Below are 16,587 nucleotides of genomic sequence, written 5' to 3'. Positions count from 1 at the left end.
CGGTGCGAGTGTGCTGCTGCTGGACCGGGCCGACTTTCCCCGGGACAAGGCGTGCGGCGACGGGATCGCGGCCCACTCGGTGGATGTGCTCGCCGAGCTGGGGGTGCCCGAGGCGATGGCCGGCTACGCCCCGCTGCCCGCGCTGCGCATGGTCGCCCCCGGTGGCGGGTCGGTGGCGCGGGCGCTGCCCCGACCGGCGTACACCGTGCCCCGGGAGGTCTTCGACGCGCGGCTGGTGGCGGCTGCGGTGGCCGCCGGCGCGCAGTTGCGGCGGCACGCCGTGCGCCGGGTCGAGCCCCGGGCGGACCGGGTGGTGCTCGACGGGGAGGTGTCCGGCCGGGTGGTGGTCGGCGCGGACGGCGCCGGCTCGGTGGTACGTCGCGCCCTCGGCCACCGCCCGAACCCCGACCGGCACCTGGCGTTGGCCATCCGGGGGTACGCGCCGGCCTTGCCCGGCCCGTCCGAGCAGCTCATCGTCACGTCGCAGGCGCGCTGGCCGGCGTACGCCTGGTCCTTTCCGATCGGCGACGGGCGGGCGAACGTCGGGTACGGGGAGGTGCTGCGCGGCGAGCCGCTGAGCCGGGGTTACCTGCTGGATCGGCTGGCCGCGCTGCTGCCCGGCACCGATCTGGCGACGGTGACCGCGCTGCGCGCCCACCACCTGCCGCTGTCCACCCACCGGCCGGCGCCGGGGCAGGGTCGGACGCTGCTGGCCGGTGACGCGCTGTCGCTGATCAATCCGTTCACCGGGGAGGGCATCTTCTACGCGCTGCTCTCCGGGGCGCTGGCCGGTACGGCGGCCGCCCGCGCGCCCGAGACCGCCGCGCGCCGCTATGCCGACGGGTTGCGCCGCCGTCTCGGCACCCATCTGCGGCACAGCTCGGTGGCCGCCTGGCTGGCGCGACGACGGAGGGTGGTCGACGCGGCGGTGCGGGCGGCGCGCCGCGACGACCGGGTATTCGACGACGTGGTCGAATTGGGGCTGGGTGACGGGCGGCTTACCGCCCGCACCCTGGCCATGATCGGTGCCGGTCTGCCCGGCGGGGATCGGCCTCCCCGGCGGTGATCCGGCTGGCGGGTCGCTACGCTGCTAGGTGATGACGCTGCGGAACCTTATCTACTCCGTGTACGAGCGCCGCCTCACGGCGAAGCTCGCGGGTAAGCCGGTGCCCCGACACGTCGGGGTGATGTGCGACGGCAACCGCCGCTGGGCGAGGGAGATGGGCTTCGTCGACCCGAACGACGGGCACCGGGTCGGCGCGGCGAAGATCAAGCATGTGCTCGGCTGGTGCGACCAGGCCGGCATCGGGCACGTGACCCTCTACCTGCTGGCCACCGACAACCTGCGCCGCCCGGCCAGTGAACTGGATCCACTGCTGAAGATCATCGAGGATCTGGTGGTGGAGCTGGCCGAGGACGGCAACCCGTGGCGGCTGCGTATCGTCGGCGCGCTCGACCTGCTGCCGGCGCAGACCGCGGCGGCGCTCAAGGGCGCCGAGGAGCGCACCCGCGAGCGCAGCGGCGGCGCGGAGGTCAACATCGCGGTGGGCTACGGCGGCCGGCGGGAGATCACCGACGCGGTCCGCTCGCTCCTGCTGGAGCACGCGGCCTCCGGCGGCACCATCGAGGAGCTGGCCGAGGTGCTGGACGTCGAGCACATCTCCGAGCACCTCTACACCCGCGGCCAACCCGACCCCGACCTGGTCATCCGCACCAGCGGTGAGCAGCGGCTGTCCGGCTTCATGCTGTGGCAGTCCGCGCACTCGGAGTTCTACTTCTGCGAACTCAACTGGCCGGACTTCCGGCACATCGACTTTCTGCGGGCACTGCGCTCGTACGCCACGCGCCAGCGCCGCTACGGGGCCTGAGCCGAGCCCGTCAGGGCAGGTGGGTGAGCGCCTGGGTGAGGAAGTCACCCAGGGCGGCCGGGGACTCGATGGTGAGGTCGGCGGCGTTGGCCACCTCGTGGCCGGTTTCCGGGTTGGCGACCGCGACGCAGACGCCGAAGAAGTGCGGGTCGGCGGCGGCCCGGGCGCGCAGCGCGGCGAACGCCTTGATGTCCGAGACGTCGTCACCGAAATACCAGGCGCCGGTGGCGTCCCGGACGACCTCGCCGATCACCATGCCCTTGTCCCGGTCGACCGGGGGCTTGAGCTCCAGCACCATCCGCCCGGCCTGCACCCGCAGCCCCAGGCGGTCGGCCTGGGCCTGCCCCCACTGCTGGACGGTCGAGCCGAGCTGCGGCGCGGTACGCCAGTGCAGCGCCACGGAGAGCCGCTTGAACTCGACGAGGGTGCCCGGCGGCAGCTCCGTACGGGCCAGGTCGGCCAGCTCGGCCATGGTCGGCACCCAGGGCAGCGCGGCGGGCTCGGTGACGGTCTCGCCACCGGAGTGGCTGTGCTCCAGGCCGTAGAGGCCGTAGAGGTCCACGCCGGCCAGTCCGCCGAGGCGTACCCGGAGGAACTCGACCGGTCGGGCGGAGACGATCGCGACCCGTTGCACGATCGGGGCCAGCGCCTCGATCGCGGCCAGCGCCTTCGGTGCGGGGCGTACCGCGGTCGGGTCGTCGTCGACGGGCGCGAGCGTGCCGTCGAAGTCGAAGAAGAGGACCGTCCCGGCGGCCCGGTCGGCGGTGGTTCGCCAGGCCTGGTCGGCGTTCAACGGGGTCCTCGGCTGCTGATTGCCCAGATTCAACGGCGGCACGCGCGTCAGCGTACCCCGGCGATGGGGGCTCATTCCTGGCCGAGCGGACGCGCTCGGCGGCTCACGGTCACCGTTCGGCGGCTCCCCGTCCGCGACGCCCGAACGGCACCACCGCCGCCTCCTGGCCGTGGCTCAGCAGGTAGCCCTCCACGAAGCCGGTGTTGCGGTCCCCGGTGTGGTTCTCGATCTCGTTGAGTCGTGCCACCAGGAACTCGGTGAGTGCGCTGATCCGGTCGTTGAGGCGCTCGTGCAGCTCGGCGACGACGGCCAGGATGACCGCCATGCTGGCGCTGGTGAGCACGAGAAGGTTGACGAGCAGCGGAAGCTGCCCGCCATTGACCACGAGGGTCACCACGTTGCCGGTCGCCCCCAGTGTCATCGACACGGTTGCGACCACGACTGCCAACCACTTCAGGGTCATGGACAGACCCCTCCTTCTGTCCCGCAGGGCTGGGTTCGGCCTTGTCCCGTCCCCCCGCCGATGACGAGCCCAAGCAGTACGAGTAGGGACGCTAGCGTGCCCGTTCCGGCCCCGGAGCGAAACGAATGAACCTGACCAGGCGTTCTTTCGCCATCTGAGGAACTACCCTGCTTGATTCCCTCTTTTTCGGACATCGACCGGCAACGTTGGGCGGTACGCGAGGTATCTGATGGTTTCGCGGATGTGGAACTTCTCCGCGTCCGAGACGTCGGGGTCGACCAGCCGGCGCAGCAGCGCCTCCACGTCGGGGTCCATCGGAGGGGCGGGTTGGCCGGCGCGCGGGCCGGTCGCGGTGCGGTCCCAGTCGAGCGCGGCGAAGGCGGCGGCCGGATTGAGGCCCAGGCCCTCGCAGAAGGCGACCACCCGTTCGGCCTCCGGGTCGCTGGCCCAGTCGCCCCGGACCCACCGGTTGATGGTCTGCCGGGAGACGCCGGTGCGCCGCGACACCTCGGTGCCGCTCCAGGCCCGCGTCGCCCGCGCCTCGTCGAGCGCGCGCCGGACGAAGGTGGCGAAGGCGATCTTCCGCGCATTGGCCGTCTCGGTCACCCCGTGACGGTACGGCGAGGCGGCGGCGGGCGCGCGCCCGGGCGCGCCACTGTCACGTGAACGTGACGGGTTCCTCGGGTTTCCGGTAAACGATCCAGCGCCACTCTTGAGGGGTGTCACCCGGGCAGAATAGATGCCCGTAGTGGTGAAGGTAAACGGACGAAAAGCTGATACTGTCACGCTCATGGGACAACCTACGGTGTGTCACGTGCATGAGACGACTGGTGCTCACATGCGTCACGCCCCCGGTGCCGAGGGGGTGTGGTGACCGAGCTCGCCACCCGCGCCCAGGCCTTCGGGTTGATCGCCGAGGGGGTCGCCGCCGGGCTGACCGCCCCCTGGCGCCTCTACCTCGCCCGAGGCTGCCGCTATCTGTCGCTGAGCGTCGGCGACCGCACCGAGTGGAACGCCTGGCGTACCCATCTCGGCTGCCCGGAGCTGAGCGTCCGCGTGTACGACGCCGGCGGCGAGATCCGCCGGTCCTCGGTGGCCGAGGTCGTGCTGGACGGCTGCCGGATCAGCGTCGAACTGGTGGAGGAGGTCAGCACCGACGACCTGGACCGGTTGCTGGTCGCGGACCCCACCACCGTCGAGCCGGAGGAGCGATGATCCGGCGACCGGGCCGGGCCGGGGCCGCCCGATGAGCCCGTTCCTCGCGGTCTTCCTCGTCCTGGTGCTCGGCGCCACCAGCTACGCGGCCGGACGGCTGCACGGGCAGCTCAGCTACCGCATCGGCTACCGCTTCGGCTACCGGCAGGGCTACTTCGACGGTGACCGGGGCGCCTGGAACCGGCGGCGACGCGACGCCCAGGCGGCGATCGCCTCCGCCCTGTCGGTCTCCCCGGCCGGTGTCGTGCGCTCGGCCGGCACCGTGGCCCGCCCCGGCACCACCTACACCGGCTCGTCGTTCACCGCGCCGGCCGCCCCGATCACCGGGCGGCACCCGACCGGCACGCTCGTTCGACGTACCGGCTGAGCCGGCCGGCGGGCCGCCACCAGCGCGGACCCGCCGACCGGCGCCATGATCGCGGTGCGTCGTCCGCGGCGGACACGCACCGTCGGGGTCACGTCAGACCGGTGACGGTGGCCCCACCGGCCGGGATGCGCGCAGGGGGCATGCATCCCGGCCGGATCCGCCGCGCCCGCCCGACCGGCGTGCGCGGCGTTCACCGCTCGTCTCCCGAAGATCCACGGTCGCCCTCTAGCCGCGACGGGCCGCCGCCGCTAGCGTCTAGGCATGGCACGGGGTTCTCCCGGGCCAGCCGGTCCGCCCGGATCTGCGACCTCGCACACGGGGTTCCGCATCCGACCCCGTGTCCCCGGGCACCGGAGGAGGCGGAACACGGGTGGCGGGTGCCCATCCGTCGGAGCAGGCCTGTGACGACTCGCCGTACCACCGCCGGTGCCGATCAGACCCCGGCCGCGACTGCCACGACCCGCCGTGCCACCAGGAGCCGCCGTACGGCGGCGACCGCGCCGGCCGACCCCAAGGAGCCGCGACCAGCAGGCCAGGCGTTCGTCCTGGACACGTCCGTGCTGCTCTCCGATCCGGCGGCGTTCCACCGGTTCGCCGAGCACGAGGTGGTGCTGCCGCTGGTGGTCATCACCGAGTTGGAGGGCAAGCGGCACCATCCGGAGCTGGGCTGGTTCGCCCGGCAGTCGCTGCGGATGCTCGACGAACTGCGCATCCGGCACGGCCGCCTGGACACGCCGGTGCCCGCCAACGACGTCGGCGGCACCCTGCGGGTGGAGCTGAACCACACCGACGACGGGGTCCTGCCGCCGGGTTTCCGCACCGAGAGCAACGACGCCCGGATCCTCTCCGTGGCGCTCAACCTCGCCGCGGAGGGGCGGGACGTCACGCTGGTCAGCAAGGACATGCCGCTGCGGGTCAAGGCCGCCTCGGTGGGCCTGCGGGCCGACGAGTACCGGCACGGCCAGGCCAGCGACCCGACCTGGACCGGCATGTCCGAGCTGGAGCTGGGTGAGGAGCAGATCTCCTCGTTGTACGCCGGGGAGACGCTCGACGTCGACGAGGCGGCCGGGCTGCCGTGCCACACCGGCCTGGTGCTGCACTCCGGGCGGGGCTCCGCGCTGGGCCGGGTGCTGCCGGACAAGTCGGTGCGGTTGGTCCGGGGCGACCGGGAGGCGTTCGGGCTGCACGGCCGCTCGGCCGAGCAGCGGGTCGCCCTCGACCTGCTGCTGGACGAGTCGATCGGGATCGTCTCGCTGGGCGGGCGGGCCGGCACCGGCAAGTCGGCGTTGGCGCTCTGCGCGGGCCTGGAGGCGGTGATGGAGCGTCGCCGGCACAAGAAGGTGATCGTGTTCCGCCCGCTGTACGCCGTCGGCGGTCAGGAGTTGGGCTACCTGCCCGGTTCGGAGTCGGAGAAGATGTCGCCGTGGGCCCAGGCGGTCTTCGACACGCTCGGCGCGGTGGTGCACGAGAACGTGTTGGAGGAGGTCACCTCGCGGGGCATCCTCGAGGTGCTGCCGCTGACCCACATCCGGGGGCGCAGCCTGCACGACGCCTTCGTGATCGTGGATGAGGCCCAGTCGCTGGAGCGGGGGGTCCTGTTGACCGTGCTGTCCCGGATCGGTCAGGGTTCCCGGGTCGTGCTCACCCACGATGTGGCTCAGCGCGACAATCTGCGGGTCGGGCGCCACGACGGGGTGACCGCGGTGATCGAGGCGCTCAAGGGCCATCCGCTCTTCGCCCACGTCACGCTCAGCCGGTCGGAGCGGTCGCCGATCGCCGCGATGGTGACGGATCTTCTGGAGGACATCCCGCTTTGATGGTGCTTATGTAGGGTTTCGTCCGCATTTTACGTGTGGCGCAGATCACAAACACGCCGGCTGGTTTCCCATCGGCCTCACTGTGCGCGATGGTGTCCCACGAGCGCCCACGCACCACAGGTATCGCTGGTGATCGTTCGTCCCGAGCGGGGCGATATCGGCGAAGGTCGGTGCGTCGGCGCGACCGGCAACCGGTCGGGGCGCTCGCGGAACGGTCGGCGGCCAGGTGGGCCGGCACCGCGCCGCGTCCTTGCACCCGACGAAGGGACCACTTCGTGAGTCGGCTGTGGAGCCGGTTGGGCGCCCGTACGGCCGCTGTCGCGCTGCTCTCCGTGGGCGTTGCCGGTGGCTTCTACCTGGGCGAAGACCGGGAAACCCAGCAACAGGGGCTGACCGAGCAGGTCAGCCTGGAGGTCGACCGGGCCGACTTCGCGTACCAGCGCGAGCGGCAGGCCGCCCACCAGGTGGCGTTCGCCCGGCAGCGGGCCGCCGAGTACCAGGCCAAGCTGCGGGCGGCGCAGGCAGCCAAGGAGGCCGCCGAACGGGCTCGCCGGGCCGAGGCCGCCGCGGCATCCCGCAAGCGCGAGCGCGACGCCGCCAACGCGGCCGCCAAGCCGTACGACGGCCCGATCCCGGCGTCGTGCGCGGAGTACAGCGGCAACCGTAAGACCGGTTGCGCGTTGATGATCGACGCGGGCTTCGGCATCGCCGAATTCCCCTGCCTGGAGAAGCTCTGGACCAAGGAGAGCGGCTGGAACCACAAGGCCAGCAACGCCTCCTCCGGTGCGTACGGCATCGCGCAGGCGTTGCCGGGCAGCAAGATGGGCTCGGTCGCGGACGACTGGAAGACGAACCCGGCCACCCAGATCAAGTGGGGACTGGGCTACATCAAGGGCAGGTACAAGACGCCCTGCGGTGCCTGGAGCTACTTCCAGAACAACGGGCACTACTGACGGTGTCGACGGCGGGGCGGGTGGAGGTTCACCCGCCCCGCCGTCGCGCGTACTCCTGGGCGAGCGGGCGGGACGTGAGTGGCGGTCGGCCCCTTTTGCTGATAGCAGTTGGGGGGTGAGCCTGCACCCGCCAAGCGGCGACCCGTACCGGTTCGGCACCGAGGCGTTCTACGCCGCGCTCGGCCGGGCCTTCGTCGCCATGTGCGCGGTGGTCCCGTTCCTCTTCCTCATCGAGGCCGCCGACCAGGGCCTCGCGTTCGGCCTGGACGCCACGGCCGGCATCATCCCGCACCGCATCGACGGCCTGGACGGGGTCTTCTTCTCCCCGTTCCTGCACCACGGCTTCGACCACCTGTACAGCAACAGCATCCCGTTGATCCTGCTCGGCACCTTCGTGCTGGCCGCCGGTGCCCGCCGCTTCCTCTGGTCGACCCTGGTCATCATCCTGGTCAGCGGGCTCGGTGTGTGGTTCACCGGCTCGCCCAACTCGGTGGTGGTCGGTGCCAGCGGGGTGATCTTCGGGTACCTGGGCATCCTGCTCACCCGGGGCATCGTCGAGCGCAGTTGGTGGAACTTCGCGGTCTTCCTGCTGGTCGGCCTGCTCTACGGCTGGCAACTCGTCGGCATCCTCCCCACCGACGAGCGGATCTCCTGGCAGGGGCACCTGTTCGGGCTGCTCGGTGGGGTGGTCGCGGCGATCTTGTTCCGCCGCCGCCGGCCGGCCGTGGACGGCCCGGACTACTCGGGGTCCACGCTCAGCCTGCCCTGACCTGGTCTTCGGCGCGCCTCTGGGACATGCTTGCCCGACCGCTGCCACCCGCCTACGGTCGAGATCAGCAAGCGTTGATCCGTGAGCGGAAAGCGACGGTACGCCATGCGCGAGGTCGACATCGCTGTGATCGGGGCCGGTCCGGCCGGCCTCTTCGCCGCGTACTACGCCGGATTCCGCGGGTTGTCCGTGGCGGTGATCGACGCGCTGCCCGAGCCCGGTGGTCAGGTCACCGCCATGTACCCGGAGAAGCTGATCCTGGACGTGGCCGGGTTTCCCGCCGTGAAGGGCCGCGACCTGGTGGCCAACCTGGTCGCCCAGGCCGCGCCGTTCGCCCCGCGGTACCTGCTCGGCACTCGGGCGGAGAAGCTCTCCTACGCCGGTGAGCGGCCGGTGCTCGGTCTGGCCGGTGGTGAGCAGCTCGGCTGCGGCGCCGTGGTGGTCACCGGCGGGCTGGGCAGCTTCAGCCCGCGGCCGCTGCCCTGCGCCGACGCCGCGCCCGGTACCGGGATCGTCTACTTCGTCACCGAACCGGCCGAGTTGACCGACCGGGACGTGCTGATCGTCGGCGGCGGTGACTCGGCCTTCGACTGGGCGTTGGCACTGCAACCACTGGCCCGTTCGGTGACGCTCGTCCACCGGCGGGAGAAGTTCCGGGCGCACGCCTCGACGGTCGCCCGGGTGCTGTCCCTGCCGGTGCGTGTGGTGGTCAACGCCGAGGTCACCCGGCTGTTCGGCGAGGGTGCCGTGACCGGCGCCGAGGTGACCGTGCGCGGTGGCGCGACCGAGACGTTGCCGGTCGACACCGTGGTCGCCGCGCTCGGCTTCACCGCCGACCTGGGCCCGCTCGCGGAGTGGGGGCTGCGGCTGGACCGCCGGCACATCCTGGTGGACAGCGCGATGGCCACGAACCTGCCCCGGGTCTTCGCGGCCGGCGACATCACCGAGTACCCGGGCAAGGTCCGGTTGATCGCCACCGGGTTCGGTGAGGCGGCCACGGCCGTCAACAACGCGGCGGTGGCCATCGACCCGAGCGCCCACCTGTTCCCCGGGCACTCCTCCGACGCCGGCTGACCGTCGGTACCGGACACAGACCAACCCGTGTCCGGTTCGAGACGGGCCGACCGGATCCTGAATGGATGACGGGTCCGGAGACACCACGTGACGGCGCACCGACGACACTGTCCTGGCTCTGCCACCCCACCACCGTGATCGCCCTGGTCCTGCTGCTGGTCAACGACCACGTACTCAAGCAGACCTTTCCCGGCCCGCTGACCGGCAAGCTGAGTGACGTCGCCGGCCTGGTGCACGCTCCTGCGCTGGTCGCGGTGCTGCTGACCCTGCTGGTGCCGCGGTTGGCGCCCCGGGCCGCCGCGCTGGTCGGTCTGGTTTCGGTGGGCGCCGGGTTCGCGGCCGTCAAATCCATCGGGTACGCCGCCGAGCTGGCCTCCTCCGCCTGGACCGTGCTGGCCGGGCCGTCGCTGGTCCGGGCCGACCGGACCGACCTGCTCACCCTGCCGGCGCTCGCGCTGGCCTGGTGGAGTTGGACGCGCGCGCGTCGCCGCCCGGTGCGTCGACGGACCGCTCGGCTCACCCGTCTGCTGGTGGTGCTCCCGCCCGCGGTGCTGGCGGTGGCCGCCACCAGCGCGGTTCAGTACCCCTACGCCGTGAGCACCGCGCTGCTCGACGGGCAACCGGCGATCTCGTCCGGCTCGGGGTTCACCAGCCGGGACTGGCCGACCCGGCCGGCCGAGGGTTCGTGGTCGGTCAGCGCGGACCGGGGAATCACCTGGCGGCCGGCCACCGAAGCCGAGGAGCAGCGCCTGTACAGCCAGGGCGCCGGCCAGCGGCAGGCGTGCGTGCCGGCCGAGCCGCAGCGGTGCTACCGGGCGGTCGCCGGTCACCTGCGGGTGGAGCAGAGTGACGACGCTGGCGTGACCTGGCAGGTGGCCTGGGAGGTGTCGGACGCGCGCCGCGAGGAGCTGGCCCGCAGGTCCTCCAACCCGGGCGACGTCCGGCGGCACTTCGCCTCCCGCGATCTGGTCGTCTATCCCGCCGCCGGCGGTGGCCACGAGGTGCTGGTCGCCAACGGACGCGACGGCATCCTGCGCCGGACGGCGGGTGGCGACGGGACGGCTTCCTTGAGGGGTACTCAGGGGAGGCCCGCTGGGAAGAGCCGCCCCCACTCGATGGCGGCGGCCCCGGTGACCGCCAGACCGACCTGCTGCTCGCCGTGGCGCTCGCGCTGACCCTCGGCTGCGCGGTCACCGTGCTCGCCGGTCACCTGGCGATCCGCCGTGGTGAAGGTCCACGCTGGTGGGGGTTCGCCGGTGGCCTGTCGATGCTGATCGCGGCGATCGTGTTGGCCGCGGTCTGGGGCCGTGACGACGACGGCCTCACGTTCATGGCCCTGACGGCTGTCACCCTGCCGCTGGGCGTGCTGACAGCGGCAGCTCTGCTCGTCCGGGCCCGCTACCAGGGCGGATCGTCCTCGTGGATCGGTTGGGCGCTGACCGGGCTCCTGCTCACCGCGCTGCTGTCCGGGTTGCCGCTCGCCGGTTGGCTGGTCGGCAACCCACCGCAGACCAGGGCCGCGGTGGCACTCGCCCTGCTGGTCACGGTGCCGGGCGTGCTGCTGGCCATCCGAATCGCCCGGCTGGTCGATCCGGCCCGCGCGTTCGAGCGCCGATACCGGCCGCGCCCGCCGTACCCGCCCTATCCGAACGCGCCCTATGCGTATCCGCCCTATCCGCATCCGCCGCACCCTCCGCGCCCGCCGGCGGTGCCCGATCCGCCCTACCCGTCCCGGCTGCCACCGCGCTGACCGTTCGGTGGTCGGGCTGGTCAGCGTCGGGCGGGTGGCGCCAGCGCGGCGATCAGCACGGCCACCATGGTCAGCGCCGCCCCGAGCAGGGTGTTCAGGCCGGGGTGCGAGGCCGCCGTGGGCAGCAGCAGGTCGAGCAGGACCGCCCCCACGATCTGGCCGGCGATGGTGGCCAGGCCGAGCAGCAGCACACCCGTGAAACGCACGATCGCGGCGGCGACCGCGATGAACACGATGCCGATCGGGCCGCCCAGATAGAGCCACGGCTCGCTCGGCAGGTGGCCGGCCGGCCAACCGCGTACGGCGGTGTCGATCGCGAACGCGACGAGCAGGGTGGTCGTGCCCACGGCGAAGTTGACAAGCGTGGCGGTCAACGCGCTGTCGGCCGCCGCCCGTACCCGCCCGTTGACGGCCTGCTGCCAGGCGATGCCGACCCCCGCCAGCAGCGGCAGCACGGCCAGCACCAGCATGCCCGGGTCACCGAGCCGGTCACCGACCGCCAGGCCGACCGCGAGCACGGTGAGCACCGCCCCGGCCAGCCGCTGCCGGGTGATCGGCTGCCGTCCGGTCGGCCCGATGCCGGCCCGGTCCACCGCGAGGCTGCTGCCGGACTGACCGGCGACCACCGCCACGGTGAAGAGCGCCACACCGAGCGATCCGATGGTGAGCCCCTGGGTGGCCACCAGGAACGCCCCGCACACGCCGCCGAGGCACTGCCACGGCCGCAGCGTGCCCGTCGCGAGCGCGCGCCGCACCGCGACCAGGCCCCTTCGCCCACCGGGGGTGGCGGGCACCAGCACCAGCAGCACCAGCAGACCCAGCCCGAACGAGACCACCGCCGCGGCGAATCCGTCGGCCAGGCGTACCCCCAGCTCGCCGTTGATGCGGGACTGCACCGCCACCGCGACCCCGGAGACCGACGCCAACGCGACACCGGCGATCCGACGGGTCGCGGAGAGGGCCTGCGGTGTCGCGGCGCCGGTGGTGGTCACTCCTGCTCGGCCAGCGGCCGACCGTCGAAGTCGACCGCCGAGTAGAGCGCCAGCTTCTCCAGCCGGTGGTACGAGTCGATGACCCGGATCGTGCCGCTCTTCGAGCGCATCACGATCGACTGGGTGTACGCGCCGCCGGCCCGGTACCGCACCCCGCGCAGCAGGTCGCCGGAGGTGACGCCGGTGGCCACGAAGAAGCAGTTGTCCCCGGTGACCAGGTCGTCGGTGCCCAGCACCCGGTCCAGGTCGTGCCCGGCGGCGAGCGCCTTCTCCCGCTCCTCGGCGTCGCGCGGCCAGAGCTTGGCCTGCATCGCACCGCCCATGCACTTCAACGCGCAGGCCGAGATGATGCCCTCGGGCGTGCCGCCGATGCCCATCAGCACGTCGACGTCCGACTCGCCCCGCGCCGCCGCGATGGAGCCGGCGATGTCCCCGTCGGAGATGAACCGGATGCCGGCCCCGGTCCGGCGGATCTGGGTGACCAGGTCGTCGTGGCGGCTGCGGTCCAGCACGCAGACCGTCACCTCGGAGACGTCGGTGCCCTTGACCTTCGCGATCCGGCGCACGTTCTCGGCCACCCCGGCGTTGATGTCGATCACGTCGGCGTACGCCGGGCCGACCGCCAGCTTCTCCATGTAGAAGACCGCGCTCGGGTCGAACATCGCGCCGCGCTCGGAGACGGCGAGCACCGCGACGGCGTTCGGCATGCCCTTGCTCATCAGCGTGGTGCCGTCGACCGGGTCGACGGCGACGTCCACCTCCGGGCCGGTGCCGTCGCCGACGTGTTCGCCGTTGAAGAGCATCGGCGCGTTGTCCTTCTCGCCCTCGCCGATAACCACGACACCGCGCATCTGGATCGAGTTGATCAGCTTGCGCATGGCGTCGACGGCGGCGCCGTCACCGCCCTCCTTGTCGCCGCGGCCGACCCACCGGCCGGCGGCCATCGCCGCGGCCTCGGTGACCCGGACCAGGTCGAGGGCAAGGTTGCGGTCGAGATCCTGTGGGATCCGCGTCCTGCTGTTCGTCATGACGGCTCCTCCTCGCGACGGTGCGGGGACGACCGGTGGCAGGGCGGTCCCTGCTGCCGGCTTTGTCGCTGATCCTCACACGATGGCCGACCGAGCGTCGGCGCGGGGCGGTGATGGCCCGGATACCGCCGGTCGGGCGGCTGCGAAGATGACGGGGTGGAACCCGCACAGCCAGCCGACCGCGTACCCGCCGACCGCACGCCGCCCGACGGCCAGCCGCCGGCCGACGTCCCCGCCGGTGAGCCTGCCGTGACCTCCCCGACGACGCCGCCGGACGGCGAACCGGCCCTGGTCGAACCCGACCCGAGCCGGGGCGACGCCGCCACGGACACCGGCGAGCGCCCGGCCCCGCCGCCGCGGGTGGAGGCCGCCAGGTCCGAGCGGTCGCCGAAGGACATGGCGATCTCGCTGCTGGTGCTGCTCGTCCCGATCGCGCTGCTGTTGGCGTTCTACCGGGGCTTCCTCGGTGGCGACCAGGCCAGCACGGTCGACCCGGCGCCGGCGATCGAACAGGCCCGCTCGGCAAACGTCTTCCCGGTGAGCCAGCCGCAAGGGCTCGGCTCCGACTGGCGCACGGTCAGCGCCCGATACCAGAGCGTCGAGGGCGGCGCGAACCTGCGGATCGGCTACCTCACGCCGGAGGGGCGGGGCGTCCAACTGGTGCAGAGCAGCGTGCCCGCCGAGCGGCTGCTCCCCGCCGAGCTGACCGACCAGAGCCAGCCGCAGGGTCCGACGGAGCTGGCCGGGCGCACCTGGCAGCGCTACAGCGCCCGGGGCAACCAGCAGGCGCTGGTCCTGCTGGAGCCGACCCGCACGGTGCTCATCGTCGGCGACGCCCGGGATAATGAGCTGCGCGAACTCGCCGCCGCACTGCGCTGACCGGTCGCCCGTCCGACGTCGTCACGCGACAAGCGGACAGAAGGGCGATTGTGCGACGTGTCGACAGGGAACAAGGAGGGAGTGATCCGGGCGCGCTGCTCGGTCCGGGTCGCGCGGCGCAGCCGACGGTGCTGCTGCGTCGCCCGGTTTCCGGCGCCGACCTGGTCGTCGGGTGACCCCCTTGGGAGACACGCATGACTGTTCGACGACTCGGCGCAGGCCTGGTAGCCGCCGCCCTGTTCACGCCTGCCCTGGCCGCCTGCGCCAGCGGCGGCACCGGCACCGCCGGATCGACCGCCTCGCCGACCGTGAGCGCGTCCGGCTCGGCGAGCCCGTCCGGCGCGCCGGCGGCGGGCGACGCCAAGCAGGCGCTGCTCGACTCCACCAAGGAAGTCAGCAACGGCAACTTCCGGTTCAGCCTGACCGCCGCCGGCTCCACCGCTGAGGGCCAGGTGCACCAGCCGAGCCAGAGCGCGGCCATGAAGATCGCCATCGGCGGCCCCTCGTCCGACCTGGCCATGAAGCTCGACGTGATCCACTTCAAGCCGGACAGCTGGGTGAAGCTGGAGCTGACCGGCCCCACCGCCAACAGCCTGCCCGCCATCAAGCAGCTCAACCTGGGCAAGTACCAGCACCTCGACCAGGCCCGGATCAAGGGCAACCGCAATCTCGGCTTCGACTTCGACAAGGTCGACCCGGCCGGCAGCGCGGTGCTGACCCAGGGCATCACCGAGGTCCGCAGCACCGGCACCGGCACGTACGCGGGCACCATCGACGTCACCAAGGCGGCCGAGGCCGGCTCGCTGAACCCCGCCACCATCGCCGCCCTCGGCACCCAGGCGAAGACCGTCCCGTTCACCGCGAAGGTGGACACGCAGGGCCGGCTCAGCGAGCTGGTGCTGCAGCTCCCCGCCGCGGGGCAGACCGCCGCGCAGGAGATCCGGATGACGTACTCCGACTACGGTGCGGCCACCGCGGCCCAGAAGCCGCCGGCGGACCAGGTCGTCGAGGCGCCGGCCGAGCTGTACAGCCTGTTCAACTGACCCGTTCACCGGGCGGGGCGGCTCCGGCCGCCCTGCCCGGGGCGCTCAGGAGGCGGGATCCTGCCGGGCGGCGTCGATCCGCGCCCGGGCACCGTCCAGCCAGCGCTGGCAGATCACGGCGAGGGCCTCGCCGCGCTCCCAGAGCGCCAGCGACTCCTCCAGGGACGTACCGCCGGCCTCCAGCCGTTCGACCACCGAGGCCAGTTCGGCGCGGGCCTGCTCGTAGCTGAGCCGCTCGTCCGGCCCGGCCTTCGTGTCGTCGCTCATCCGGACCATCCCATCACACCGGTCCCGGCCACGTCGCAGGCGCAGGGAGGTAGGCGTGTTATCCGAATGGCTGCTGCCGTCTCTGCGGTGCGAGTGGAGACGGCCCTTCGCGTGACGGGGGACCGCAGCCGCCGCCCGGACCGGTCAGCCGTCGACCGTGGCGGCCAGTTCACCCTCGGCCAGCCGGACGCGCAGCGGGTCGCCCTTGCCGACCTCCGCCGCCGCGCGCACCACGTGGCCGTCGGCGCGCTGCACGATGGCGTACCCCCGGTCCAGGGTGGCGGCGGGGGACAGCGCGCGCAGCCGCGCCAACGTGTGCCGCAGCTCGTCGTCGGCGGCGCCGAGCCGGTGCTCCAGACAGCGGCCGGCGCGCTGGCGCAGCGCGGTCAGCTCGGTCGCCCGCTGCTCGACCATCACCTGCGGGCGGGCCAGCACCGGCCGGGACCGCAGCCCGTCGAGGCGGTGGGACTCCCGGTCCACCAGGTGCCGTACCGCCCGCTGGAGGCGATGCCGGGCCTGACCGATCAGGCGTACCTCCTCGGAGAGGTCGGGGACCACCCGCTTGGCCGCGTCGGTCGGGGTGGAGGCGCGCAGGTCGGCGACGTAGTCGATCAGCGGGGCGTCCGTCTCGTGACCGATCGCGCTGACCACCGGCGTACGGCAGCCGAACACCGCGCGGCAGAGCGCCTCGTCGGAGAAGGGCAGCAGATCCTCGATGCCACCGCCGCCCCGGGCGATGATGATCACCTCGATGCTCGGGTCGGCGTCCAGCACCTTGAGCGCGTCGATGATCTGCGGAACCGCGGACGGCCCCTGCACGGCCACGTTGACCGTGCGGAACTCCACGGCCGGCCAGCGCCGCCGGGCGTTGGTCAGCACGTCCCGTTCGGCGGCGGAGGCCCGGCCAGTGATCAGGCCGATCCGGCCGGGCAGGAACGGCAGTCGACGTTTGCGGGCCCGGTCGAACAGCCCTTCGGCGGCGAGCAGCTTCTTGAGTTTCTCCAGCCGGGCCAGCAGCTCACCGAGCCCCACCTGGCGGATCTCGTCGGCCCGCAGGCTCAGCGTGCCCCGGGCGGCGTAGAACTCCGGCTTGGCGTGCAGCACCACCCGCGCGCCCTCGCGCAGCTCCGGCGCGCCGGCGTCGAGGACGTCCCGGTTGGTGGTGACGGTCAGGCTCAGGTCCGCCGATGGGTCGCGCAGGGTGAGGAAGACGGTGCTGGCACCGGGGCGGCGGCTGATCTGCGCCACCTGCCCGTCCACCCACACCCAGCCCAGCTTGGCGATCCAGGCCCCCACCTTCTGGCTGACC

At 72.6% G+C, this 16,587-nt stretch carries 20 protein-coding genes; 13 read left to right on the top strand and 7 right to left on the bottom strand.

Features of this window, described 5'->3' with window-relative positions:
- On the top strand, window positions 1-1,066 hold a 1,066-nt coding region (locus F8271_RS22615), incomplete at its 5' end, for an FAD-dependent monooxygenase (RefSeq protein WP_151491829.1).
- Window positions 1,067-1,097: 31 nt separating this feature from the next.
- On the top strand, window positions 1,098-1,868 hold the full coding sequence (locus F8271_RS22610; protein WP_151491828.1) for an isoprenyl transferase: 771 nt from the start codon (window positions 1,098-1,100) through the stop codon (window positions 1,866-1,868).
- A 10-nt stretch (window positions 1,869-1,878) separates the two neighbouring features.
- Here the strand turns inward: F8271_RS22610 and otsB are convergent, their stop codons facing one another.
- The 3 genes from otsB to F8271_RS22595 all read right to left on the bottom strand — a co-directional run bounded on the left by otsB (window position 1,879) and on the right by F8271_RS22595 (window position 3,730).
- Window positions 1,879-2,703, bottom strand: a complete 825-nt coding sequence (otsB, locus tag F8271_RS22605; protein ID WP_151491827.1) for a trehalose-phosphatase — start codon at window positions 2,701-2,703, stop codon at window positions 1,879-1,881.
- Window positions 2,704-2,770: 67 nt separating this feature from the next.
- Window positions 2,771-3,124 (bottom strand): hypothetical protein, encoded by a 354-nt coding sequence (locus tag F8271_RS22600; RefSeq protein WP_151491826.1) that lies wholly within the window; start codon window positions 3,122-3,124, stop codon window positions 2,771-2,773.
- Window positions 3,125-3,286: 162 nt separating this feature from the next.
- Entirely contained in the window at window positions 3,287-3,730 is a 444-nt protein-coding gene (locus F8271_RS22595; RefSeq protein ID WP_151491825.1) for an XRE family transcriptional regulator, read from the bottom strand.
- 264 nt (window positions 3,731-3,994) lie between these two features.
- Here F8271_RS22595 and F8271_RS22590 point away from each other — a divergent pair, with 264 nt between their 5' ends.
- From F8271_RS22590 to F8271_RS22555, 8 genes are all read left to right on the top strand, one after another.
- Window positions 3,995-4,339, top strand: coding sequence for a hypothetical protein (locus F8271_RS22590; RefSeq protein ID WP_151491824.1), 345 nt, complete (start codon window positions 3,995-3,997; stop codon window positions 4,337-4,339).
- Between the two features lie 31 nt (window positions 4,340-4,370).
- Window positions 4,371-4,706, top strand: a complete 336-nt coding sequence (locus F8271_RS22585; RefSeq protein ID WP_074316807.1) for a hypothetical protein — start codon at window positions 4,371-4,373, stop codon at window positions 4,704-4,706.
- A 401-nt stretch (window positions 4,707-5,107) separates the two neighbouring features.
- Window positions 5,108-6,523, top strand: a complete 1,416-nt coding sequence (locus tag F8271_RS22580; protein WP_151491823.1) for a PhoH family protein — start codon at window positions 5,108-5,110, stop codon at window positions 6,521-6,523.
- Between the two features lie 275 nt (window positions 6,524-6,798).
- Entirely contained in the window at window positions 6,799-7,476 is a 678-nt protein-coding gene (locus tag F8271_RS22575) for a lytic transglycosylase domain-containing protein (protein WP_151491822.1), read from the top strand.
- A 115-nt stretch (window positions 7,477-7,591) separates the two neighbouring features.
- A complete protein-coding gene (locus tag F8271_RS22570; RefSeq protein WP_151491821.1) occupies window positions 7,592-8,245 on the top strand; it encodes a rhomboid family intramembrane serine protease in 654 nt (217 codons plus the stop codon).
- A 105-nt stretch (window positions 8,246-8,350) separates the two neighbouring features.
- Window positions 8,351-9,319, top strand: coding sequence for an NAD(P)/FAD-dependent oxidoreductase (locus F8271_RS22565; RefSeq protein WP_151491830.1), 969 nt, complete (start codon window positions 8,351-8,353; stop codon window positions 9,317-9,319).
- Window positions 9,320-9,384: 65 nt separating this feature from the next.
- The gene (locus tag F8271_RS22560; RefSeq protein ID WP_151491820.1) at window positions 9,385-10,494 is read left to right on the top strand and encodes a hypothetical protein; all 1,110 of its coding nucleotides are present in this window, start codon (window positions 9,385-9,387) and stop codon (window positions 10,492-10,494) included.
- Window positions 10,479-11,069, top strand: a complete 591-nt coding sequence (locus F8271_RS22555; protein WP_151491819.1) for a hypothetical protein — start codon at window positions 10,479-10,481, stop codon at window positions 11,067-11,069. The genes F8271_RS22560 and F8271_RS22555 overlap by 16 nt, the downstream gene beginning before the upstream one ends.
- Window positions 11,070-11,089: 20 nt before the next feature.
- On the opposite strand, the gene F8271_RS22550 is transcribed toward F8271_RS22555, so the two are convergent.
- Together F8271_RS22550 and glpX are read right to left on the bottom strand one after the other, a co-directional pair.
- Window positions 11,090-12,061, bottom strand: a complete 972-nt coding sequence (locus tag F8271_RS22550; RefSeq protein WP_151491818.1) for a DMT family transporter — start codon at window positions 12,059-12,061, stop codon at window positions 11,090-11,092.
- Entirely contained in the window at window positions 12,058-13,089 is a 1,032-nt protein-coding gene (glpX, locus tag F8271_RS22545; RefSeq protein WP_151491817.1) for a class II fructose-bisphosphatase, read from the bottom strand. The genes F8271_RS22550 and glpX overlap by 4 nt, the downstream gene beginning before the upstream one ends.
- A 156-nt stretch (window positions 13,090-13,245) precedes the next feature.
- Between glpX and F8271_RS22540 the strand changes: the two genes are divergently transcribed.
- The 3 genes from F8271_RS22540 to F8271_RS22535 are packed head-to-tail and all read left to right on the top strand — an operon-like array spanning window position 13,246 to window position 15,011.
- On the top strand, window positions 13,246-13,968 hold the full coding sequence (locus F8271_RS22540) for a DUF4245 domain-containing protein (RefSeq protein ID WP_151491816.1): 723 nt from the start codon (window positions 13,246-13,248) through the stop codon (window positions 13,966-13,968).
- Between the two features lie 50 nt (window positions 13,969-14,018).
- Window positions 14,019-14,144 carry a hypothetical protein gene (locus F8271_RS33880; protein ID WP_255473721.1) on the top strand — a complete coding sequence of 42 codons (126 nt, stop codon included), beginning with the start codon at window positions 14,019-14,021 and terminating at the stop codon, window positions 14,142-14,144.
- A gap of 18 nt (window positions 14,145-14,162) precedes the next feature.
- Complete coding sequence (locus F8271_RS22535) at window positions 14,163-15,011, top strand: hypothetical protein (protein WP_151491815.1); 849 nt, start codon at window positions 14,163-14,165, stop codon at window positions 15,009-15,011.
- A 45-nt stretch (window positions 15,012-15,056) separates the two neighbouring features.
- Here the strand turns inward: F8271_RS22535 and F8271_RS22530 are convergent, their stop codons facing one another.
- Window positions 15,057-15,278, bottom strand: coding sequence for an exodeoxyribonuclease VII small subunit (locus F8271_RS22530; protein WP_151491814.1), 222 nt, complete (start codon window positions 15,276-15,278; stop codon window positions 15,057-15,059).
- A gap of 144 nt (window positions 15,279-15,422) precedes the next feature.
- On the bottom strand, window positions 15,423-16,587 hold a 1,165-nt coding region (gene xseA, locus F8271_RS22525), incomplete at its 5' end, for an exodeoxyribonuclease VII large subunit (protein WP_151491813.1).

Source organism: Micromonospora sp. ALFpr18c, from assembly GCF_008868155.1.
GTDB lineage: Bacteria > Actinomycetota > Actinomycetes > Mycobacteriales > Micromonosporaceae > Micromonospora.
This window is presented reverse-complemented; position numbering and strand designations above follow the sequence as displayed.

What these genes read in the sequence shown, in the direction of transcription:
- F8271_RS22610 (WP_151491828.1), top strand. Translation starts at nt 1,098, where the DNA reads ATGACGCTGCGGAACCTTATCTACTCCGTGTACGAGCGCCGCCTCACG.
- F8271_RS22600 (WP_151491826.1), bottom strand. Translation starts at nt 3,124, where the DNA reads ATGACCCTGAAGTGGTTGGCAGTCGTGGTCGCAACCGTGTCGATGACA.
- F8271_RS22585 (WP_074316807.1), top strand. Translation starts at nt 4,371, where the DNA reads ATGAGCCCGTTCCTCGCGGTCTTCCTCGTCCTGGTGCTCGGCGCCACC.
- F8271_RS22565 (WP_151491830.1), top strand. Translation starts at nt 8,351, where the DNA reads ATGCGCGAGGTCGACATCGCTGTGATCGGGGCCGGTCCGGCCGGCCTC.
- F8271_RS22560 (WP_151491820.1), top strand. Translation starts at nt 9,385, where the DNA reads ATGACGGGTCCGGAGACACCACGTGACGGCGCACCGACGACACTGTCC.
- glpX (WP_151491817.1), bottom strand. Translation starts at nt 13,089, where the DNA reads ATGACGAACAGCAGGACGCGGATCCCACAGGATCTCGACCGCAACCTT.
- F8271_RS22535 (WP_151491815.1), top strand. Translation starts at nt 14,163, where the DNA reads ATGACTGTTCGACGACTCGGCGCAGGCCTGGTAGCCGCCGCCCTGTTC.
- F8271_RS22530 (WP_151491814.1), bottom strand. Translation starts at nt 15,278, where the DNA reads ATGAGCGACGACACGAAGGCCGGGCCGGACGAGCGGCTCAGCTACGAG.